The organism is Burkholderia sp. AU31652 (genome assembly GCF_002223155.1).
In the GTDB taxonomy this organism is placed as follows: domain Bacteria; phylum Pseudomonadota; class Gammaproteobacteria; order Burkholderiales; family Burkholderiaceae; genus Burkholderia.
On record NZ_NKFG01000002.1, the window covers coordinates 99,694 to 119,273 of the forward strand.

25 protein-coding genes and 1 tRNA gene are annotated in these 19,580 nt (G+C 61.5%); 24 read left to right on the plus strand and 2 right to left on the minus strand.

The window, feature by feature from the left end; translation table 11 throughout:
* Positions 1-107: 107 nt before the first annotated feature.
* The 8 genes from hisF (at position 108) to tatC (ending at position 4,229) form a co-directional block, all read left to right on the plus strand.
* Positions 108-881, plus strand: coding sequence for an imidazole glycerol phosphate synthase subunit HisF (hisF, locus tag CFB40_RS01950; RefSeq protein WP_089430510.1), 774 nt, complete (start codon positions 108-110; stop codon positions 879-881).
* Positions 881-1,297, plus strand: a complete 417-nt coding sequence (hisI, locus tag CFB40_RS01955; protein WP_039366640.1) for a phosphoribosyl-AMP cyclohydrolase — start codon at positions 881-883, stop codon at positions 1,295-1,297. Before hisF ends, hisI begins: the two co-directional genes overlap by 1 nt.
* Positions 1,294-1,659, plus strand: coding sequence for a phosphoribosyl-ATP diphosphatase (locus CFB40_RS01960; RefSeq protein WP_006751798.1), 366 nt, complete (start codon positions 1,294-1,296; stop codon positions 1,657-1,659). Before hisI ends, CFB40_RS01960 begins: the two co-directional genes overlap by 4 nt.
* 69 nt (positions 1,660-1,728) lie before the next feature.
* Positions 1,729-2,121 carry a DUF4870 family protein gene (locus CFB40_RS01965; RefSeq protein ID WP_011350734.1) on the plus strand — a complete coding sequence of 131 codons (393 nt, stop codon included), beginning with the start codon at positions 1,729-1,731 and terminating at the stop codon, positions 2,119-2,121.
* Positions 2,122-2,152: 31 nt separating this feature from the next.
* Positions 2,153-2,518: a histidine triad nucleotide-binding protein gene (locus CFB40_RS01970; protein WP_059491979.1), complete on the plus strand. Its 366-nt coding sequence runs from the start codon at positions 2,153-2,155 to the stop codon at positions 2,516-2,518.
* Between the two features lie 93 nt (positions 2,519-2,611).
* A complete protein-coding gene (gene tatA / locus CFB40_RS01975; protein ID WP_021161850.1) occupies positions 2,612-2,842 on the plus strand; it encodes a Sec-independent protein translocase subunit TatA in 231 nt (76 codons plus the stop codon).
* 26 nt (positions 2,843-2,868) lie between these two features.
* Positions 2,869-3,399, plus strand: a complete 531-nt coding sequence (gene tatB, locus CFB40_RS01980) for a Sec-independent protein translocase protein TatB (protein ID WP_089430511.1) — start codon at positions 2,869-2,871, stop codon at positions 3,397-3,399.
* A 41-nt stretch (positions 3,400-3,440) separates the two neighbouring features.
* Positions 3,441-4,229: a twin-arginine translocase subunit TatC gene (tatC, locus tag CFB40_RS01985; protein ID WP_039366629.1), complete on the plus strand. Its 789-nt coding sequence runs from the start codon at positions 3,441-3,443 to the stop codon at positions 4,227-4,229.
* 210 nt (positions 4,230-4,439) lie between these two features.
* Here tatC and CFB40_RS01990 read toward each other — a convergent pair whose 3' ends face one another.
* The gene (locus tag CFB40_RS01990; RefSeq protein WP_089424342.1) at positions 4,440-5,645 is read right to left on the minus strand and encodes a Do family serine endopeptidase; all 1,206 of its coding nucleotides are present in this window, start codon (positions 5,643-5,645) and stop codon (positions 4,440-4,442) included.
* Between the two features lie 21 nt (positions 5,646-5,666).
* On the opposite strand from CFB40_RS01990, the gene CFB40_RS01995 reads away from it, so the two are divergent.
* The 13 genes from CFB40_RS01995 to CFB40_RS02055 all read left to right on the plus strand — a co-directional run bounded on the left by CFB40_RS01995 (position 5,667) and on the right by CFB40_RS02055 (position 15,463).
* A complete protein-coding gene (locus CFB40_RS01995; protein WP_089424343.1) occupies positions 5,667-6,413 on the plus strand; it encodes a Nif3-like dinuclear metal center hexameric protein in 747 nt (248 codons plus the stop codon).
* Positions 6,414-6,631: 218 nt separating this feature from the next.
* Positions 6,632-7,252, plus strand: coding sequence for a ubiquinol-cytochrome c reductase iron-sulfur subunit (petA, locus tag CFB40_RS02000; protein WP_039366620.1), 621 nt, complete (start codon positions 6,632-6,634; stop codon positions 7,250-7,252).
* On the plus strand, positions 7,249-8,631 hold the full coding sequence (locus CFB40_RS02005) for a cytochrome b (RefSeq protein WP_089430512.1): 1,383 nt from the start codon (positions 7,249-7,251) through the stop codon (positions 8,629-8,631). The genes petA and CFB40_RS02005 overlap by 4 nt, the downstream gene beginning before the upstream one ends.
* A gap of 21 nt (positions 8,632-8,652) precedes the next feature.
* Positions 8,653-9,411: a cytochrome c1 gene (locus CFB40_RS02010; protein WP_071335456.1), complete on the plus strand. Its 759-nt coding sequence runs from the start codon at positions 8,653-8,655 to the stop codon at positions 9,409-9,411.
* Between the two features lie 92 nt (positions 9,412-9,503).
* Positions 9,504-10,115, plus strand: a complete 612-nt coding sequence (locus tag CFB40_RS02015; protein WP_006400565.1) for a glutathione S-transferase N-terminal domain-containing protein — start codon at positions 9,504-9,506, stop codon at positions 10,113-10,115.
* Between the two features lie 71 nt (positions 10,116-10,186).
* Positions 10,187-10,714, plus strand: a complete 528-nt coding sequence (locus tag CFB40_RS02020; RefSeq protein WP_089424346.1) for a ClpXP protease specificity-enhancing factor — start codon at positions 10,187-10,189, stop codon at positions 10,712-10,714.
* An 18-nt stretch (positions 10,715-10,732) separates the two neighbouring features.
* Positions 10,733-10,808: transfer RNA gene (locus CFB40_RS02025), tRNA-Thr, on the plus strand.
* A gap of 97 nt (positions 10,809-10,905) precedes the next feature.
* Positions 10,906-11,949, plus strand: a complete 1,044-nt coding sequence (locus CFB40_RS02030; protein WP_089430561.1) for a tyrosine-type recombinase/integrase — start codon at positions 10,906-10,908, stop codon at positions 11,947-11,949.
* A gap of 409 nt (positions 11,950-12,358) precedes the next feature.
* Complete coding sequence (locus CFB40_RS02035; protein WP_038761028.1) at positions 12,359-12,571, plus strand: hypothetical protein; 213 nt, start codon at positions 12,359-12,361, stop codon at positions 12,569-12,571.
* Between the two features lie 674 nt (positions 12,572-13,245).
* Positions 13,246-13,476, plus strand: a complete 231-nt coding sequence (locus CFB40_RS38520; protein WP_179255239.1) for a hypothetical protein — start codon at positions 13,246-13,248, stop codon at positions 13,474-13,476.
* A gap of 139 nt (positions 13,477-13,615) precedes the next feature.
* A complete protein-coding gene (locus CFB40_RS02045) occupies positions 13,616-13,855 on the plus strand; it encodes an EexN family lipoprotein (protein ID WP_089430562.1) in 240 nt (79 codons plus the stop codon).
* Positions 13,856-13,865: 10 nt separating this feature from the next.
* Positions 13,866-15,005, plus strand: coding sequence for a type IV secretion system protein (locus CFB40_RS02050; RefSeq protein ID WP_089430514.1), 1,140 nt, complete (start codon positions 13,866-13,868; stop codon positions 15,003-15,005).
* Between the two features lie 2 nt (positions 15,006-15,007).
* On the plus strand, positions 15,008-15,463 hold the full coding sequence (locus CFB40_RS02055) for a hypothetical protein (RefSeq protein WP_089430515.1): 456 nt from the start codon (positions 15,008-15,010) through the stop codon (positions 15,461-15,463).
* 324 nt (positions 15,464-15,787) lie between these two features.
* On the opposite strand, the gene CFB40_RS02060 is transcribed toward CFB40_RS02055, so the two are convergent.
* Complete coding sequence (locus CFB40_RS02060) at positions 15,788-16,507, minus strand: hypothetical protein (RefSeq protein WP_089430516.1); 720 nt, start codon at positions 16,505-16,507, stop codon at positions 15,788-15,790.
* 209 nt (positions 16,508-16,716) lie between these two features.
* On the opposite strand from CFB40_RS02060, the gene CFB40_RS02065 reads away from it, so the two are divergent.
* The 3 genes from CFB40_RS02065 to CFB40_RS02075 are packed head-to-tail and all read left to right on the plus strand — an operon-like array spanning position 16,717 to position 19,111.
* Entirely contained in the window at positions 16,717-17,247 is a 531-nt protein-coding gene (locus CFB40_RS02065; RefSeq protein WP_089430517.1) for a PAAR domain-containing protein, read from the plus strand.
* Positions 17,244-17,981 carry a VRR-NUC domain-containing protein gene (locus tag CFB40_RS02070; protein ID WP_089430518.1) on the plus strand — a complete coding sequence of 246 codons (738 nt, stop codon included), beginning with the start codon at positions 17,244-17,246 and terminating at the stop codon, positions 17,979-17,981. The genes CFB40_RS02065 and CFB40_RS02070 overlap by 4 nt, the downstream gene beginning before the upstream one ends.
* Before the next feature lie 11 nt (positions 17,982-17,992).
* Positions 17,993-19,111, plus strand: a complete 1,119-nt coding sequence (locus CFB40_RS02075) for a DUF3396 domain-containing protein (protein ID WP_179255244.1) — start codon at positions 17,993-17,995, stop codon at positions 19,109-19,111.
* The last annotated feature ends 469 nt before the right edge of the window (positions 19,112-19,580 follow it).

The window sequence follows — 19,580 nt, forward strand, 5'->3', positions numbered from 1 at the left end:
GCGCGGTTGTCCCGCTCGCCGGGGCTGCCTGCAGGCGGCCCCGACCGGAAGCCTCGCGCGAGGCTTTCCGCAACCGGCCGTCCCATCGCGGCATTTGGCGCAACATCATGGCTCTAGCTAAACGCATCATCCCCTGCCTGGACGTGACTGCCGGGCGTGTCGTCAAGGGCGTCAACTTCGTCGAGCTGCGCGACGCCGGCGATCCTGTCGAGATCGCCCGCCGCTACGACGACCAGGGTGCCGACGAACTGACGTTCCTCGACATCACCGCGACGTCCGACCAGCGCGACCTGATCCTGCCGATCATCGAAGCCGTCGCGTCGCAGGTGTTCATTCCGCTGACCGTCGGCGGCGGCGTGCGCGCCGTCGAGGACGTGCGACGCCTGCTGAACGCGGGCGCGGACAAGGTCAGCATGAATTCGTCGGCGGTCGCGAACCCGCAGCTCGTGCGCGACGCGGCCGACAAGTACGGCTCGCAGTGCATCGTCGTCGCGATCGACGCGAAGCGCGTGTCGGCCGACGGCGAAGCGCCGCGCTGGGAAGTGTTCACGCACGGCGGCCGCAAGAACACGGGCCTCGACGCGATCGAATGGGCGCGCAAGATGGCCGAGCTCGGCGCGGGCGAGATCCTGCTCACGAGCATGGACCGCGACGGCACCAAGTCGGGCTTCGACCTCGCGCTCACGCGCGGCGTGTCGGACGCGGTGCCGGTGCCGGTGATCGCGTCGGGCGGTGTCGGCTCGCTGCAGCACCTGGCCGACGGCATCAAGGACGGCCGCGCCGATGCGGTGCTGGCCGCGAGTATCTTCCACTACGGCGAGCACACGGTCGGCGAGGCGAAGCGCTTCATGGCCGACCTGGGCATCCCGGTGAGGCTGTGATGAATACGGAAACGAATGCATTGCCCGCGTGGCTCGACAAGGTCCGCTGGGACGACAACGGCCTCGTGCCGGTGATCGCGCAGGAGGCGTCGACGAACGACGTGCTGATGTTCGCGTGGATGAACCGCGAGGCGCTGGCGAAGACGATCGAGACGCAGCGCGCGGTCTACTATTCGCGCTCGCGCAAGCGCCTGTGGTTCAAGGGCGAGGAGTCGGGCCACGTGCAGCACGTGCACGAGGTGCGGCTCGATTGCGACGAGGACGTCGTGCTGCTGAAGGTCGAGCAGGTGTCGGGCATCGCGTGCCACACCGGCCGGCATTCGTGCTTCTTCCAGAAATTCGAGGGCACCGTCGACAGCGGCGACTGGGTCGCGGTCGAACCGGTGCTGAAAGATCCCGAACACATCTACAAATGACGCAATCGACCGAAGACACCCTGCTGCGCCTCGCGGCCGTGATCGATAGCCGCAAGGGCGGCGATCCCGATCAATCGTACGTATCGCGCCTGTTCCACAAGGGCGACGACGCGGTGCTGAAGAAGATCGGCGAGGAGGCGACGGAAGTCGTGCTGGCCGCGAAGGACGTGCGCCAGGGCGGCGCGCCGACCGCGCTCGTCGGCGAGGTGGCCGACCTGTGGTTCCACTGCCTCGTGATGCTGTCGCATTTCGACCTGAGCCCGGCCGACGTGATCGGCGAGCTCGAGCGCCGCGAAGGGCTGTCGGGTATCGAGGAGAAGGCCCTGCGCAAGCGTCGCGAGCGCGAGGAAAACGGCGGTTGACAGGCCCTTGTCGCGGGATGGCCACAGTGCGGTAAGCTGTAAGAATTGTCATCTAACGGGGGTAGCATCATGACCGATACGCCAAGCCAGTTTCCGCCGCCGTCGGTGCCGGGGGCCGCGGACGCCGAGCGCCTGAACGGGCTGCGCACGCTGACTCACGTGCTCTACGGCCTCTATGCGTTTCATTGGCTGACGGGCGGCGTCACGGGCATCATCGCGATCATCATCAACTACGTGAAGCGCGACGATGTGGCCGGCACGCCGTATGCGGCCCACTTCGAGTGGCAGATCCGCACGTTCTGGCGCGCGCTGATCGCGTATGTGATCGGGTTCGCGCTCATGTTCGTGGTGATCGGATTCGCAGTGATGTTTGTCACATGGATCTGGACGCTGTACCGTATCATCAAGGGTTGGCTGTACCTGAACGACAACAAGCCGCTCGATCCGCAGGCCTGGTTCTGACCGGCCTCGGGCGGGCGTCTGCAGGAGCAACATGAGTCACGATCCGAATTGCCTGTTCTGCAAGATCGCGGCAGGCGAGATCCCGAGCACGAAGGTGCACGAGGATGACGAATTCGTCGCGTTCCGCGACATCCGCCCGGCGGCCGAGACCCACGTGCTCGTGATTCCGCGCCAGCATCTGCCGACGCTGTCGGCGGCGAGCGACGCCGACGCACCGATGCTCGGCCGGCTGATGCTGCTCGTCTCGCGTCTCGCCGGCCAGCTCGGCGTCGCGTATACGGGCGGCGAAACCGGTTTCCGTACGGTGATCAACACGGGCCCGGGAGGCGGGCAGGAGGTCTACCACCTGCACGCGCATATCCTGGCCGGCCCGCGCCCCTGGCAGCGGATGGGTTGACGGCGCGGGGCGTTTCCCCGCATCGATGGTCGAAGCCGGCGCGTTGCCGGCGATTTACGCCGCATCGCGGCGTGGTTGAGGAGAGGTTTCATCATGGGTGGATTGAGCATTTGGCACTGGCTGATCGTGCTGCTGATCGTCGCGCTGGTTTTCGGTACGAAGAAGCTGCGCAACATCGGCAACGACCTCGGCAGCGCCGTGAAGGGTTTCAAGGACGGCATGAAGGACGGCGAAGCACCGGCGGACGCGCAGCAACTGCCGCGCTCGGGCTCGGTCGACGTCAACGCGAAGGAAACGACGCGTTCCGACTCGAACAAGGCGTAACGCCGGTACGCTGACAGGCATTCGCGATGCTGGATCTCGGTCTTTCGAAGATGGCGCTGATCGGCGTCGTCGCGCTCGTGGTGCTCGGCCCCGAGCGCCTGCCGCGCGTTGCGCGCACGGCAGGCGCGCTGTTCGGCCGTGCGCAGCGGTACATCAACGACGTGAAGGCCGAGGTCTCGCGCGAAATCGAACTCGACGCGTTGCGGACGATGAAGACCGATTTCGAGTCGGCCGCGCGCAATGTCGAGACGACGATTCACGACAACCTGCGTGAGCACGAGAAGGAACTGAACGACACGTGGCATTCCGCGGTCGGCGGTCTCAACGAAGCGGCGGGCGACCCCGGTTCGACGGGTTCCGATACGCCCGCCATGCCGTCGTGGCGCGGCAGTTCGGCCGCGCTCGCGCCGAAGCGCCGCAACTGGCGCGTCAAGCAGGCGGCTGCGCCTGCCTGGTACAAGCGCGCGACCACCCGCCGTACCCACGTGCAGTCGGGCGCCGCGCGTGTCGCGCGCCACCAGCCGGCCAGCCTGCGCCGGCCGACGCGCTTCTTCTGAGCCGAGCGCATGCTCGCTCGTCAATCCTACCGAGGGCCGGTGTGAGCGACCCCCAGCAGAACCCGGGCGACGCCCCGGAAGAAACCTTCATTTCCCATCTCGTCGAGCTTCGCGATCGCATCATTCGCGCGGGCGCGGCCGTGATCGTCGTGTTCCTCGGGCTCGTCTACTGGGCGCCCGACATCTTCCGGCTGCTCGCGCGGCCGCTGATGGAGAACCTGCCGAAGGACGGCAAGATGATCGTCACCGACGTCACAGGCTCGTTCTTCGTGCCGATGAAGGTCACGATGCTCGTCGCGCTCGTGATCGCGCTGCCGATCGTGCTGTACCAGATCTGGGCGTTCGTCGCGCCGGGGCTGTACCAGCACGAGAAGAAGCTCGTCGCGCCGCTCGTCGGCAGCAGCTACCTGCTGTTCCTGTGCGGGATGGCGTTTGCGTACTTCCTCGTGTTCCCGACGATCTTCCGCGTGATGGCGCACTACAACGCGCCGCTCGGCGCGGAAATGACCACCGACATCGACAACTACCTGAGCTTCGTGCTCGGGATGTTCATCGCGTTCGGGGTCACGTTCGAGGTGCCGATCGTCGTCGTGCTGCTCGTCCGGATGGGTGTGCTGTCGCTGAAGAAGCTGAAGGAGATGCGTCCGTACGTGATCGTCGGCGCGTTCGTCGTCGCGGCGGTCGTCACGCCGCCGGACGTGTTCTCGCAACTGATGCTCGCCTTGCCGCTGGTCGTGCTGTTCGAGATCGGGCTGCTGGCGGCGCGGTTCTTCGTGCCGAAGAAGCCGGCCGAGGAAGGCGAGGCGGGGAACGGCGAAGCCGCCAGTTGACGGCAGCGCGCCGGGCGGCGCGCGGCGGCCGGATTTCCGGGCGCCGGGCTTGAGCGAAACCCGGTGGCGTAGTCGGTCGGAAAGCGGCTGGCGGGGCCATCTGCCCGACAACAAGGGTCTTTCGATACAAAGCAAATGGGCAGCCAACCGGCTGCCCTTTTTCATTTCCGACGGTGTCCGGGCATGCGGCCGTGCGCCGCTCGCCCGGCGTCACTCGGTATCGCTGTCCTGCTCGTCGAGCGCCTGCTTCGGCGGCGGCGGGCGCTTGCCGATCACCACGTTCAGGTCGAATGCCTTGCCCTTGCGCACGACGTGCACCTTGGTCGCCGTGCCGGGCTTGATTTGCGCGACGGTGTTCAGCAGCTTCGTGGTGTCGGTGATCTCGTCGCCGTTGACCGAGATCAGGATGTCGCCCGGCTTGATGCCGGCCTTGTCGGCCGGGCCGCCCTGCAGCACGCCGGCGACGATCGCGCCCGATTTCTGCGTCAGCCCGAACGACTCGGCGATCTCCGGCGTGACGTCTTGCGGCTCGACGCCGATCCAGCCGCGCGTGACCGAGCCCGTCGTGATGATGCTTTCCAGCACCGTGCGCGCGGTCGACACGGGGATCGCGAAGCCGATGCCGAGCGAGCCGCCCGAACGCGAGTAGATCGCGGTGTTGATGCCGAGCAGGTTGCCGTTCACGTCGACCAGCGCGCCCCCCGAGTTGCCGGGGTTGATCGGCGCGTCGGTCTGGATGAAGTTCTCGAACGTGTTGATGCCGAGGTGGTTGCGGCCCAGCGCGCTGATGATCCCCATCGTGACCGTCTGGCCGACGCCGAACGGGTTGCCGATCGCGAGCACGACGTCGCCGACCCGCGACTGGTCGGAGCGGCCGAGCGTGATCGTCGGCAGGTTCGTCATGTTGATCTTCAGCACGGCGAGATCGGTTTCGGGATCGCTGCCGATCACCTTCGCGGTGGCCGTGCGGCCGTCGGCGAGCGCGACTTCGATCTGGTCGGCGCCGTCCACGACGTGCTGGTTCGTTAGAATGTAACCTTCAGGGCTCACGATAACGCCCGAGCCAAGGTTGGCGGCCGGTTCGTCCTGCTGCTTGCGGGCGTTGCGGTCGCCGAAGAAGTAGCGGAACAGCGGATCTTTCGCGCGCGGGTCGGGCGGCAGCGAGCCGTCCTTGCTGGAGAACACGTTGACGACGGCCGGCATCGCCTTTTGCGCGGCTTCGGCGTACGACGTGGTCGCCGGTGCGCCGCCGATGCCCGGCGCGACTTCCCGCAGCGCAACGATCGGCGTGGCGAGCTGCTTGCCGAGCTGTCCTTGCCGTTGCAGCCATTGCGGCTTGAGCGTCACGACGATGAACATCAGCGCGAGCAGCACGGTAACCGCCTGCGCGAAGAACAGCCAGAAGCGTCTAAGCATCTGAATGGATTAGAGGTTTATATGGATCGGATCGAACTTGAATTGTACTTGAACAATACCCTTGAAACCGCGCGCTTCAAGGACTATTGCCCGAATGGCCTCCAGGTCGAGGGGCGCCGCAAGATCGAGAAGATCGCCACCGGCGTGACGGCGTCGGTCGCGTTTCTCGAAGCCGCGCTCGAATGGGGGGCAGATGCCGTGCTGGTCCATCACGGCTATTTCTGGCGCAACGAGCCGCCGCAGATCACGGGCCGCAGGTACCAGCGCCTGAAGCTGCTGCTCGCGAACGACCTGAACCTGTTCGCGTTCCACCTGCCGCTCGACGCGCATCCCGAATTCGGCAACAACGCGCAGCTCGGCGACCGGCTTGGCCTGATCGGCGAGCAGCGGTTCGGCGAAGGTGACCTCGGCTGGATGGCGACGCTGCCGATGCCCGTCACGCTCGAGCACTTCGTCGCGAAGGTTGAACGCACGCTTGGCCGCACGCCGCTCGTGCTCGGCGATCCGGACATGCAGCTGCGCCGTATCGCGTGGTGCACGGGCGCCGCGCAAAGCTATTTCGACGCGGCGATCGACGCCGGCGCGGACGTGTTCCTGACCGGCGAGGTGTCCGAATACGTGACGCACACGGCTGCCGAGAGCGGTGTCGCGTTCGTTGCGGCAGGGCACCATGCGACCGAGCGCTACGGAATCCAGGCACTTGGCGCCCACTTGTCGGAAGAATTCGATATCGAACACCTTTTTATCGATATCCATAACCCGGTCTGAATGCCGGATTTGCGGCAGCGCATCGAAATTTCACAATGTAGCGGATGCTTAAAAGCGAAATGATTTAATCGCTCCGATAGTGGGGGAAAACCCTTAACTATCAATCACTTCGAAGGGATTTTCATCTCCGGGCCTTGTAAATGGCGACTCCATTCGCGCAAACTAGCGGCGGAATGAAAAGTCGTGACGGAAAATCCAACTCAGAAGTGGGGCGTGTGATGCGAGACAAGGAAGAGAAACGCGTCGACAGCGGCCGCCGTACCTGGCTGATTGCGACATCCGTAGCAGGTGGCGTGGGAGGCGTAGCCACCGTCATACCTTTCGCGGCGTCGCTTGCGCCGTCCGCGAAAGCGAAAGCGGCCGGTGCACCGGTCGAAGTCGACATCAGCGGGCTGAAGCCCGGTGAAATGGTGACCGTGCCGTGGCGCGGCAAGCCGGTGTGGATCCTGAACCGCACCGACGCGATGCTCGCCGATGTGGTCAAGGCCGACAAGGAAGTGGCCGATCCGACCACCGAAAAGCCCTATACGATGCCGTTGCCCGCGTATTGCGCGAACGAATATCGCGCGCGGGCCGATCGCAAGAACATTCTCGTCGTGATGGCCGTGTGTACGCACCTCGGCTGCACGCCAAGTCAACGCTTCACGCCGGGTCCGCAGCCGAACCTGCCGGACGACTGGCCGGGCGGCTTCCTCTGCCCGTGCCATGGTTCGACCTACGACCTCGCCGGCCGTGTGTTCAAGAACAAACCGGCGCCTCAGAATCTCGACATCCCGCCCTACATGTTCACGTCGGCAACGACCCTCGTGATCGGCAAGGACGAGAAAGGAGAAGCGTGATGGCCGACAACAAGGAAGTCTCCACGACAGGTCTCACCGGTTGGATCGATCAGCGCTTCCCGCTCACGTCCACCTGGAAGAAGCACGTTTCCGAGTACTACGCGCCGAAGAACTTCAACTTCTGGTACTTCTTCGGCTCCCTCGCGCTGCTGGTGCTCGTCAACCAGATCGTCACCGGCATCTTCCTGACGATGAACTACAAGCCCGACTCGACGCTCGCGTTCGCGTCGGTCGAGTACATCATGCGCGAGGTGCCGTGGGGCTGGCTGATCCGCTACATGCACTCCACGGGCGCGTCGATGTTCTTCGTGGTCGTCTACCTGCACATGTTCCGCGGGCTGCTCTACGGGTCGTACCGCAAGCCGCGCGAACTCGTGTGGATCTTCGGCTGCGCGATCTTCCTGTGCCTGATGGCCGAGGCGTTCTTCGGCTACCTGCTGCCGTGGGGCCAGATGTCGTTCTGGGGCGCGCAGGTGATCGTGAACCTGTTCTCGGCGATCCCGTTCGTCGGCCCCGACCTGTCGCTGTGGATTCGCGGCGACTACGTCGTGTCGGACGTCACGCTGAACCGCTTCTTCGCGTTCCACGTGATCGCGATTCCGCTCGTGCTGGTCGGCCTCGTGATCGCGCACCTGGTCGCGCTGCACGAAGTGGGCTCGAACAACCCGGACGGCATCGAGATCAAGGCGAAGAAGGACGAGAACGGCGTGCCGCTCGACGGCATCCCGTTCCATCCGTACTACTCGGTGCATGATTTCCTCGGCGTGTGCGTGTTCCTGATGGTGTTCGCGCTGATCGCGTTCTTCTCGCCGGAGATGGGCGGCTACTTCCTCGAGGCGAACAACTTCGTCCCGGCGAACCCGCTGCAGACGCCGCCCGAGATCGCGCCGGTCTGGTACTTCACCGCGTTCTACGCGATGCTGCGCGCGACCACCGACCCGTTCAAGATCGTCCTGATGATCGTGATCGCGCTGCTCGGCGTGCTCGCGCTGATCCGCGCGCGCGGCAAGTGGAAGGTCGGCCTGCCGGTGCTGGCCGCGGCGATCGTCGTGTTCATGTACCTGACGGAGTCGAAGTTCTGGGGCGTCGTCGTGATGGGGTCCGCGGTGGTCTCGCTGTTCTTCCTGCCGTGGCTCGACCGCAGCCCGGTGAAGTCGATCCGCTACCGGCCGCTGTTCCACAAGGTCTTCCTCGGGATCTTCGTCGTGGCGTTCCTGACCCTCGGGTTCCTCGGCACGCGGCCGCCATCGCCGGCCTCGACGCTGATCGCGCAGGCCTGTGCGCTGATCTACTTCGCGTTCTTCCTCGGCATGCCCGTCTGGACGCCGCTTGGCACGTTCAAGCAGCCGCCGGAGCGGGTGCGCTTCAAGCCCCATTAACGTGAGCGAGGAGAGAACGACATGAAGAAACTGCTTTCGACACTCGCGCTGATCGGGGCGACCGCGTGTGCGCTGCTGGCGGCGCCGGCGGTTCGGGCGGAAGGTAATTTTCCGCTCGACCGGGCGCCCGATAACACGGAAAATCTCGTTTCGCTTCAGCACGGCGCGCAATTGTTTGTAAACTATTGCCTGAACTGCCACAGCGCGAACCTGATGCGCTACAACCGTCTGACGGATCTGGGCATATCCCAGAAGGAGATCGAAAAGAATCTCCTGTTCACGACCGACAAGGTCGGCAACACGATGTCCGTCGCGATGCGGCCCGAAGACGCGAAGAACTGGCTCGGCACCTCGCCGCCCGACCTGTCGGTCGAGGAGCGCGCGCGCGGCCGCGACTGGCTGTATACGTATCTGCGGAGCTTCTACCGCGACGATACACGGCCGAGCGGCTGGAACAACGCGGTGTTCGAGAACGTCGGCATGCCTCATGTACTGTGGCAGCTGCAGGGGCAGCGCACCGCCAAATTCGAAGACAAGACGGACGAGGAGACGGGCGAGAAGGTTCATACGCTCGTCGGCTTCCAGCAGGTCACACCGGGGACACTGTCCGCGGTGGATTATGATTCTGCGGTTGCCGACCTGGTGGCGTACATGACCTGGATGTCCGAGCCGGCTCAGCAGACCCGTAAACGCCTCGGCGTATGGGTGCTGATCTTTCTCGGTGTCCTGACTTTCCTGGCCTGGCGGCTCAATGCCGCGTACTGGAAAGATATCAAGTAATCACGCCTGACCGGCGTGGGGCCGGCGCAAGGTGGAACCCCGGAAGGGGTTCGCCGCGTGCCGGCCCTCGGCTTTTTTGAGGAAACGCAAACATGATGGTTCTGTATTCCGGCACAACTTGCCCGTTCTCCCAGCGTTGCCGGCTGGTGCTGTTCGAGAAGGGCATGGACTTCGAAATCCGTGACGTCGACCTGTTCAACAAGCCGGAAGACATTTCGGTGATGAACCCGTACGGTCAGGTGCCGATCCTGGTCGAGCGCGACCTGATCCTGTACGAATCGAACATCATCAACGAGTACATCGACGAGCGCTTCCCGCATCCGCAGCTGATGCCGGCCGACCCCGTGCAGCGCGCACGTGCACGCCTGTTCCTGCTCAACTTCGAGAAGGAACTGTTCGTCCACGTCAGCACGCTCGAGAACGAGAAGGGCAAGGCAGCGGAGAAGAACCACGAGAAGGCACGGCTCGCGATCCGCGATCGCCTGACGCAGCTCGCGCCGATCTTCGTGAAGAACAAGTACATGCTCGGCGAGGAATTCTCGATGCTCGACGTCGCGATCGCGCCGCTGCTGTGGCGTCTGGATCACTACGGCATCGAGCTGTCGAAGAACGCGGCGCCGCTGATGAAGTACGCCGAGCGGATCTTCAGCCGTCCGGCCTACATCGAAGCACTGACGCCGTCCGAAAAGGTCATGCGTCGTTGATGGTGCAATGAGTGCATGACGGAGCGGGCGGCGCGGCATGCCGCGCCCCCGCTCCGGGTTCGAGGATTGTGATGCAAGAGATTTCAACGAAGCCTTATCTGCTGCGCGCGTTGTACGAGTGGTGCACCGATAACGGTTACACGCCGCATATCGCGGTGAGGGTCGACAACTCGACGCGCGTACCGCGTCAGTTCGTGCGTGACGGCGAGATCGTGCTCAACATCAGCTTCGAGGCGACGAGCCAGTTGCAGATGGGCAACGAGTGGATCGAGTTCACGGCCCGGTTCTCCGGGAAGGCGCACAAGATCGAGATTCCGGTTGCCAACGTGCTCGCGATCTACGCGCGCGAGAACGGGCAGGGCATGGCGTTCCAGGTCGATGCCGTCGCGGGTGAAGGCGCGGATTCGGGTGCGTTCGATGATGAAGCGGCGCAGACGGATGATGCGCAGCGCGACGAATCGCCTGCTGCATTGACGCCGGTGGCCGACAGCGGCGCGAACGAGGAACCCTCCGAAGGCGCCGACGAACCGCCGAAAACCGACGGCGATGGCGACGGTTCAAAAGGTGGCAGCAGACCTCGCCTCAAGATCGTGAAATGAGGTAGAATCTCGCGCTACGCCGGCTTAGCTCATCTGGTAGAGCAGTTGATTTGTAATCATCAGGTGGCGGGTTCGAGTCCTGCAGCCGGCACCAATCAAATCAAGGGGTTACGTGAATTTCGCGTAACCCCTTGTGCTTTCTGGGCGTTGAAAAGTACATTTTCGGTACAGTCAGCTCTCAGAACAGGTACATGGCAACCATCGTCAAGACGCCTTCCGGCACGTGGAAGGCGGTCATCCGCAAGATTGGTTGGCCGACTACGGCCAAGACCTTCCGCACCAAACGCGACGCCGAGGATTGGGGCCGCCGGACCGAAGATGAGATGGTTCGGGGTGTCTATCTGTCGCGTGCTCCCTCCGAAAAACTCACGGTGTCGGCCGCGCTGAAGCGGTATATGGAAGAGGTGTCGGTTACCAAGAAGGCGACCACGCAGCGCAGCGAGAGCTTTTCTGCGAAGCACCTCGAGGCGTTTTTCGGGAAGTATTCGATGGCGGCCGTCAGTGCCGAGCTCGTTGCCAAGTATCGCGATGAACGCCTCGCGGCCGGCAAATCAAACAACACGGTTCGTCTCGAGCTGGCAATGCTCGGACATCTCTTCCGGATGGCGATTCAGGAGTGGGGAATTGGCCTGACGTTCAATCCCGTCGCCAACGTTCGCAAGCCGAGTCCCGGTGCCGGCCGGGACCGGCGATTAAGCCGTGACGAACAGCAACGTCTCTTCGCGGCCGCCGACGCCCATAGCAACCCGATGCTCGGCTGGATCGTGCGGCTTGCCGTCGAAACCGGCATGCGATCGTCCGAGATCACTGGCTTATGTCGCCCGCAAGTAGATTTGGATCGACGGGTCGTGACTCTCAGGGATACAAAGAACGGATCCAGTCGTGTGGTCCCGCTGACGCGTGAGGCAGCCGAAGTCCTCCGCGCAGCCCTGGACAATCCGATACGGCCCATTGACACCGTTCTCGTGTTCTTCGGCGAGCCAGGGCGAGACGGAAAGCGTAAGCCGTATGTGTTCCAGAAGCTCTGGACCGGCATCGTTCGCGACCTCGGGATGGTCGATCTGCATTTCCACGATCTGCGACATGAGGCAGTCAGTCGGTTTGTTGAGTCGGGGTTGAGTGATCAGGAGGTGGCCTCGATCAGCGGTCATAAGTCGATGCAAATGCTCAAGCGTTACACGCACCTACGAGCTGAAGATCTGGTGCAGAAGCTCGACACTCTTCGACGCGCCTGAATCAGCTGCCGGCGTGGTTTGGACGGCCATCGCGAGGAGAGCCACGATCGATGTTATCGAGAGCGTGTACACGCTCTCTTTTTAAATGCCGATTATATACACGCGTTCCTTTGTTCTTATTCGATGAGCGATGTCGTGGTGCTGTAGTATTAAAGCGTTATAACTTTTCTGATTTATAAAGTTATAACTTTACGATTTTGCATTTACAAAAAGATACAAATTAATTGGCGATAAATCTCGTCCACGCGATTTTCGTAAATCATTGATTGTTAAATATTTATTTTGTGCTGATTTGAAGTTATAACTTTATAAAGTTATGGTGTGTTTGGTGTTGATGTTGGTTAGGGCTTGTTGTTTGTTTTGATCGACCGTAATCTTCCGTTGCGCATAAAAGCAAGGAGTTATTCAGGTGACTTCAACGGAAGAAAACATCATCGAGCGTTACGGAGCATTGTTGACTCTTCCTCAGGTGGCGGAGTTATTGCATCGCAGCCCTGAGGGACTTCGGGTGACGCTCACGCGAGATAACGATGTGTCTCGCAAGTTGTTACCAGCACGGATCAAGATCGGCCGGCGTGTCTTGTTCAAAACGGCTGCTGTTGCACACTTGTTCGCGGAATAAGGTATGCACGGGCGCGTTGATACAACCTTCATCACCGTCCAGCGAGAGCTATACACGTCAGGTCTCGCTCGGGAGCTTGGGTCGGACGCGATAAACGTGTGGCTCGCAATCAAATGGCATGCCGATTTCAATACCGGAGTTGGGTATCCGAGTATTCGTCGCCTTATGGATCTAACGAGGCTGGCATCTGCCACTGTTCAAAAAGCCTTGATGCGGCTCGAAGCGGCTCATTTGTTGAAGAAAGTAGGAAAGAAAGGACGGGTGCAATGCTACCTAGCGCGTGAGCGCTTGGATGTGACGTCGGAACAGGGCACGTGCTGTTCGATCGTCATCAACTACGTACCCAGGAGCCTGTCGAAATGGATCGCACGGATCAAGGCCGCATTGGAAACCGGCGAGCACGATCCGGACGCATTCGCTCGTGTCGAAGTCGTTCCCGGCGGGGGACTTACTTGGGACTCGAAGACCGGAGAGTTACGTGCGGCCATCCCTGTTGCCGTTACTCCTCAGGCAGTCGGGCCACCATCTGACAAGCTGCTTTCGCCGCTAGCCGCACGCGTTGCGGAGATAGGGGCGAATGCAATGCGAGGCCCGGACAACGCAGCAAGCGGCCCGCCAAGGTGCACCAACACCAAGACGGGCCTGACCACAACCCACCTTCCAAGAGGTGAATCATGGCTAGAACTGAGTGTACCTGCAACTCACAGCAACACGAAGCGGATAACGTCGCTCGTCTGAAAGGCTTGCTGCACAACATCTCCAGAACACAGGAAGCATTCCAGCTTCTCATCAACTTGAGCAGTTTCGTTGATCCGAGCGATCAAGAGGCGTATTTCACGATGCTTGATCTGCTGTCCCATTCACTGAAAGACGGCGTGAAGACCTGCATGGTTAACCTGCGCTAGAAGCAGGTCAGCGAAAAAATCTCGACCCAGAGAAGATTTAAGTAGAACTACTAACGTTACAGCGTCGTGAAGTTATAAAGTTACGACGTCAGAACGCTACAACGTCACGACGTTAAAACGTTGCGCGGAGGATATGAATATGAAGAAGTGCCTCTATGTCTTGGTTGCCTGCGTTCTGGCCGCCTGTGGACAGGAATATCACACCAAGGCTTGGTATATCGAACATGACGCGGAGCGAACCAACAGGTTCAAGGAATGCGAGAACGATCCCGCGCAATATCTGCGGCAAGGTTCAGACTGCCTGAACGCGAAAGAAGCAAACGCGATGGTGACTTTCTACGGCAAAGAAGCGGCGCTTAGAGCGGCCCGCGAGCAATAAGGAGCGAACCATGGCCTTCGATGCGGTAACGCAGATATTCGACTACATGGATGCTGTGACGCTCCAGATCGTCGCCGAAAACGTTAGCAGGATGATTGCATGGGTCACGCCGCTCGCGGCGCTTGGCCTGACCATTATGCTCGTCATAGATGGCGTGGCGACGATGCTGCGGCCGAGCGGCGTACCGCTCACGCACCTCGTGGAGAAGTTCCTCAAGTATTACGCGATTGTGGGGATCGCCGGCGCCGGTGGCCTGTATGAAACAACGCTGGCCAGTACAGCCATCCACTTGCCCGATGAGCTGGCGTCCAAGCTGCTGGTACACGGGAGCCTGGGTGCGAGTAACAGTGCCATAGCAAGCCTGATCGATGGCGCGATCGACCACAGTCTGACCGTCATGCGCACGGTCTTCGCGAATTCGAGCCTACTGACGAGCACCGGGATTGGGGCTTTCATTCTGGGCATCGTGCTCGTGCTTTCCACTCTACTGATCTGCGGCGTGGGCGCTGTCTCGATTCTGATTGCGAAGTTCCTGCTCGCGCTTTCAGTTTGCTTCGGCCCGTTCTTCATCTTCATGTTGCTGGCCCCGCCGCTCGCCAATCTCTTCGGGAACTGGCTCGGTTCGGTCTTGAACTACGTCATCCTCATCGCGATAACGGCGATGAGCTTCGGTGTTTTCATGCACTTCTACGACAGCGCCATCTCGGCCGCGGCCAAACCGAACCCGGACGCGGCCATCATTGGCCCGATCATCACTGCCGGCCTGGTCACCGTTATGGCACTCGGTTTGTTGAAGGTCTTGCCCGATCTCGCAGCGCGATGGACGAGTGGCGTCAAGACGAATTTTGATCGTTTCCTGCCGCAGCCAAGCTCGTCTTCCGCAGCCCCCGGCGGAGGCGGGGGGAGCCCGTCCGGTGGTAACAACGGCGGCAGCGCAGGGGCGGGCAGCGGCTCTAATTCCGGAGCCGGGAGCGCCGGCGGCAACTCGTCGAGTAGCAGCGGATACAGCTACGCTCGAGGGTCGCAAGGCAGTGCAGGCGCGGGTAGCGGCTCGAATTCCGGGACCGGTAGCACCGGGGGCAGCTCGTCTAGTGGAGGCGGATACAGCTACGCTCAAGGATCACAAGGCTCACAAAGCAGGGGGACGTAACGATGATCGAGGTATCGGCTGACGCACTTCGAACGGTTGTGATTGCAGGCATGGCTGTTGTGGCCGCGACGGTAATTTTTAGATTCGTGGTCCCGTTCATCGGGAGCAGATGGCGTGGAGAAACCATCGCCGACCACGTCATTCGAGTCGAAAGCGAGCAACGGGAGAAGCGGCTGTTCCAGTCCAATCTGAACACGTCGCCGGGGGAAGCCTTATCGATAAGGCTGGTGAATATTGCGGTCGCCCTCACTGTGATGTGGCTGCTGTCGCGCTTCCCAACCAGCTATCTTGTTGTGTACTTCGTCCTCTACGTCGCCGTTGGAATGGTTTTTTGCTGGTGGGCCAAGGTGATCCCGGATGACAAATTCAATGGCCTGAACTGGAATAGCCGGCTCCAACTGCGCCTCTTCTACGTCTGGCTGTGGCCGATAAACGTCGCCCGATCGCTCATGCGTTGACTGCACAACGCCGCTTCCGGGCGGCGATTAGTCTCTGATCGCGCGGTAGCGCAAGCTGTTTCCAACCGCCAATATTATTCGATCTGTCGTTCGTTCACGTACCGGAAGGACGCCTGCGACGACGACAAAAATCCTGTCCGAGGTGTGCGAAGCTGTGCCAGCTTCACGTGTCACTCCGGCCTTTTCCGATCGATTTCTCGGTTGGCCCCGACTGCCTTTTAGCTCGTCTTTCACGATCCGGCAGCACCGCCGTGAACCAGAAAGCGAACGCGAGACCGACGATCAAGATGCCGCATGAGATTAAGTTTGAGACCGTTCCGTCGTTCATTTTCCCTCCAAGTAGCAAGCGCTTTGCGGCAACCGTGCGGCTATCCATTCGGCTAACGGCACCCCATCGCTTGCGAGACGAGGAACTGGCGTCAGTGACTCGGGAACCTTCAAGTGCTGCACATCGTGTCCGGTTCTGGACCATTCCCCCCGCAGAAAGTCCGCGAGTTTATCCACCTGAGCCTTGATGGAATCGAAGCCAGGAGCCTTGTACAACAGGCGCAAAACTTTAGCTGCCGCGTCGTCCGGTCGGCGGGCTCGAACGGCGATGCGTATCTGATAACGCCACTGCCGCTTTGCTTCCTGCGACATGCACCACGTATAGTGAAATCCACCGCCTTTGCTCTTCGATCGGGGGAGTTTGAGAAGTTCATAGCCTTCGACACGTAATCGGCTGCCCTTCCCAAATGCCTCTTTCAGCACTTCGAGTTTGTGTGCAGCGTGCTCGCCTTCCGTGACCAGTAGCCACCAGTGTAGGCCGTTCTGGTCGCCTAGATCAGCGAGAATGAACCGTGCATTACCTTGGCCTTTTGCGCGTCGATATGCGAGCTGATTGCGATTAAGGGCAATCAGATAGCGTTCGGAGAATTTTTCACAGAGCGCGTGTACACGCTCTGTTTTGACGACGCCGGATGTATAGCTGCTATAGCCCTGAATGACTGCATCCATGAGGCGCTGCATGAGCGCCGCACGGTCCGTGATTACGACCATGCTCATGTCCTCTCCGTCAACTGATTCAGCAGCAAGTCCCAGCCTTGCTGGGTAAGGCTTTCCGGTTTTTTTTGCCTCTGTACATTCCCGGCTAATTATAAGAGATTCCGCGCGTGGCAATACGCTAGAAATGACACGTCACCAATAGAAGCACGGTACGAACAAGAAAAAGCGGATGTGCTACATTCGCCGCAGATTTCCTGTGAGGATTCTGCATGAGTTCTGCATTCATTCGCGAAGGCGACACGACCAGCCATGGTGGTCGAGTGCTCGCCTGCACGTCGACCAATATCGTTTTCGGTAAGCCGCTCGCGCTCGAGGGCGACATGGTGTCGTGTCCGAAGTGTGGCGGCGTCTATCCTATTGTTGGCGTCCGAGTGCGCAGCATGACATTCGGTGGGCGAGCCGTAGCGACAGACGGCGACAAGACAGCCTGCGGCGCGACGCTGATCGCGTCACAAGGCATGGCGACGGCGGAGCCGACGTCGGGCGCAGGCGGGTCGGTCGGCGCGGGCAAAAGCGTTGTCTCGCAGACCATCGCGCAAGACGACGGCGCATATCGCGGGCGCTTCCAACTCGTCGACGACCAGTCGCGCAAACCCCTCGCGAATCACCCATACACCGTTACGTCTGCCGACGGCCAAACGATCCGGGGCACAACGGACGCGAGCGGCCATACCGACTGGCTGAGCAGCCACCAGGCGTCGTCGCTGACCTTCGAACATGTCCCGGCGAGCGATCAATGACGAATTCGGCATCGGGCAACATGGGGGCCGGCCAGGGTAAAACCACGCAGGTCGGGATGACCAAGGGCAACTTGTCCCCGGAAGACCGCGCGGTGCTCTGCGACGCTCTATGTCGCTGCAAATCGATAGGCGTCTACAGCCGCGATGCGAAGATCCTCCGCCAATCGTGCGTCGCACAGCGACTGCGAGCAAAGAACCTCGCCTCGAAGGTATTGACCGGCGAAACGACGCCGTACCTGCCGGAAGTTTCATACGACATGCGGAACGAGCCTCCGACGCCGATCATGCGAGCATCGGACCCGTCGACGCCGCATCCGTGGCTTCCGGCGTGGATTCAGAAATACTGGCCGGGCGGCATGGATGCGTACAAGCAAGAGGACAAAACCTGGTTCCGCCGGCCCGACGTCGTGATCGTGAACGATCCGTCCAAACCTCCTGTACAGTCGAACATCAGGAAAGTGGTGGAAATGAAGTTCCCGCCCGACGAGTTTTCGAAGACGCAGGAAGCCGCATACATGGATATCGCCGGCGACGAATCGAAATACGCCGGCATCACGCCGGATGATTGCGGTTGCGGTGATGCCGATGAGCAATCTCGGCGATCGACTGCAAAGCAGACTCAAACGGACCTTGAGAGCATCCTTGGCGGTGGTTCCAATGCGCGCTCGGGCAGTCTGTTTCCGCCGCTCATCCCCCCGGCGCTGCCGCCTTCTCCGTTTCCGATTCCCTTTTGAGCATCATGCCAATGACGAAGGATGAACTGATCGCGTGGGCCAACGACCCGAACCGAGCGGGCACGCTTCCGTTCGGAGCGTTCGAGCCGAAGCACCAGCGCGCGATCGTAGGCGCCGCTCTTGCCGTGCGTGCTGTTATCTACTTCAAGGGCGGTCACACGCCGGCCAAACGCAAGGCGCTAATCGCCTGTTTCCAGCGATACAACGATGCGCTGCAGACTTATCAGCGCGCGGCGGAAAAGGCCGCCGGCCGCGACCCGTCCAAAGGCTCTCCGCTCCGATGGCTGTATCAGGACGGCAAGCAGCCGGTCGAGTTCGAAAAGGGGCCTTCGTTCGCCTCCTTGGCGACGAGCATTCCGGCTGATGCGCCGTTCGTACTGGCCCTCTCTAACGCGGAGGACAAACAAGAGGCCGGCACGATGGAATTTTCGACCTTCTGTCTCGAGGACTGGCAGGCGTCGATGAACCGAGGCATCGACGTTGCGACGTTCTCTGTCCCGCAAGCCTTCCTGACGCTCTGTCCGGACGTGTTCCAAGCGCTCTTTGCGCAAGCCGTCGACGAACTCGATGCGGTGCGCGGGCACGCAGGATATGCAGCGAACTTGTCGCTGTTGCAGCGCGGTCCGAACGAGGCTTCGGAATATTTTTGGGCGCGGAAATTCGGCCCCGGCTTGGACGTCGGCGACCCGATGCGTCGGAACCTCCGCCGGCTCACCGATCACATCAAGACGGTGGACTGGCTGACGGCAATCAATGCTGACCTCGTGCGGGAATTGGGGGGAGTAGACAAACTGGGCCTGCCACCGGACTGGTTCCGCAAGCAGCCCTACGACGACGGCGGCCTGATCATTCAGGCCGGTGTTGCGCCGCAGACGGGTATTGCTGGCGAGCCAGGCCATCCTCCTGCGCCTCCGCCCGCGTACGTGCTGCTGAACAACGCTCTGCGCCCGATCATTGTAGATGCGCTCGGCACGCTACAAACCGGGACGGCGACTAGCACCGCTCCCCTACTGAACACGCAGGTTGCGACCGAGGCTTGGCTTCGTCGGCTTGATGTCGAGCCGGACCGTATCAACTCATATTGGATCGAGCTGCACAAGACGCCTAAACTCCCGGCAGCCGGGACGTAGCGGTGACTGGCATCGGCCACATGCTAGATCCCAGATGCCTCTTTGGTGCGAGGTTCACCCGCGCCCGCCCGTGGACGGCTGCGCTGCCCACACCGCGAGGGTGTGGACAGTCCCGGCCCTCGCGGCCGAGATACCGCACCCGCCCACCGGCTCCCCGCGATCGAGCCCTACGGGCCTGACGCGCCGCTGCGCGGCTTGCCCAAGTGAGATAAAAAGACCTCAATCCAACGCTACGGCCCGCTCTCGCCCAAAATCGGTGCTGTGAGCCGCTGAAGGCGGAGGGGGTATGTGGGCTTGGGCGATGCGCAGGATCGGCGCTGAGGGCCGGATTTCAAGCCGCAGGGCCATCCAACCTACCGGTCGCCCATTTTTGTAGACAAATATGCCTAGGTGGACCCCGGGCCGATCGGCCGATGGCCCTCACAGGGGCCGGGTTGAGCGATCGGGACGGCTGTAGGACGGCCCGAGC

Excerpts from the sequence above, each read along its gene's own strand:
- CFB40_RS02010 (WP_071335456.1), top strand. The coding sequence starts at position 8,653 with ATGAAGAAACTGCTTTCGACACTCGCGCTGATCGGGGCGACCGCGTGT.
- CFB40_RS02030 (WP_089430561.1), top strand. The coding sequence starts at position 10,906 with ATGGCAACCATCGTCAAGACGCCTTCCGGCACGTGGAAGGCGGTCATC.
- CFB40_RS02060 (WP_089430516.1), bottom strand. The coding sequence starts at position 16,507 with ATGAGCATGGTCGTAATCACGGACCGTGCGGCGCTCATGCAGCGCCTC.
- CFB40_RS02045 (WP_089430562.1), top strand. The coding sequence starts at position 13,616 with ATGAAGAAGTGCCTCTATGTCTTGGTTGCCTGCGTTCTGGCCGCCTGT.
- tatA (WP_021161850.1), top strand. The coding sequence starts at position 2,612 with ATGGGTGGATTGAGCATTTGGCACTGGCTGATCGTGCTGCTGATCGTC.
- CFB40_RS02050 (WP_089430514.1), top strand. The coding sequence starts at position 13,866 with ATGGCCTTCGATGCGGTAACGCAGATATTCGACTACATGGATGCTGTG.
- CFB40_RS02055 (WP_089430515.1), top strand. The coding sequence starts at position 15,008 with ATGATCGAGGTATCGGCTGACGCACTTCGAACGGTTGTGATTGCAGGC.
- CFB40_RS02020 (WP_089424346.1), top strand. The coding sequence starts at position 10,187 with ATGCAAGAGATTTCAACGAAGCCTTATCTGCTGCGCGCGTTGTACGAG.
- CFB40_RS38520 (WP_179255239.1), top strand. The coding sequence starts at position 13,246 with ATGGCTAGAACTGAGTGTACCTGCAACTCACAGCAACACGAAGCGGAT.
- tatB (WP_089430511.1), top strand. The coding sequence starts at position 2,869 with ATGCTGGATCTCGGTCTTTCGAAGATGGCGCTGATCGGCGTCGTCGCG.
- hisI (WP_039366640.1), top strand. The coding sequence starts at position 881 with ATGAATACGGAAACGAATGCATTGCCCGCGTGGCTCGACAAGGTCCGC.
- CFB40_RS01970 (WP_059491979.1), top strand. The coding sequence starts at position 2,153 with ATGAGTCACGATCCGAATTGCCTGTTCTGCAAGATCGCGGCAGGCGAG.
- CFB40_RS02070 (WP_089430518.1), top strand. The coding sequence starts at position 17,244 with ATGACGAATTCGGCATCGGGCAACATGGGGGCCGGCCAGGGTAAAACC.
- CFB40_RS01995 (WP_089424343.1), top strand. The coding sequence starts at position 5,667 with ATGGATCGGATCGAACTTGAATTGTACTTGAACAATACCCTTGAAACC.
- petA (WP_039366620.1), top strand. The coding sequence starts at position 6,632 with ATGCGAGACAAGGAAGAGAAACGCGTCGACAGCGGCCGCCGTACCTGG.
- CFB40_RS02075 (WP_179255244.1), top strand. The coding sequence starts at position 17,993 with ATGACGAAGGATGAACTGATCGCGTGGGCCAACGACCCGAACCGAGCG.
- CFB40_RS02065 (WP_089430517.1), top strand. The coding sequence starts at position 16,717 with ATGAGTTCTGCATTCATTCGCGAAGGCGACACGACCAGCCATGGTGGT.
- CFB40_RS02015 (WP_006400565.1), top strand. The coding sequence starts at position 9,504 with ATGATGGTTCTGTATTCCGGCACAACTTGCCCGTTCTCCCAGCGTTGC.
- CFB40_RS01965 (WP_011350734.1), top strand. The coding sequence starts at position 1,729 with ATGACCGATACGCCAAGCCAGTTTCCGCCGCCGTCGGTGCCGGGGGCC.
- CFB40_RS01990 (WP_089424342.1), bottom strand. The coding sequence starts at position 5,645 with ATGCTTAGACGCTTCTGGCTGTTCTTCGCGCAGGCGGTTACCGTGCTG.
- CFB40_RS01960 (WP_006751798.1), top strand. The coding sequence starts at position 1,294 with ATGACGCAATCGACCGAAGACACCCTGCTGCGCCTCGCGGCCGTGATC.
- hisF (WP_089430510.1), top strand. The coding sequence starts at position 108 with ATGGCTCTAGCTAAACGCATCATCCCCTGCCTGGACGTGACTGCCGGG.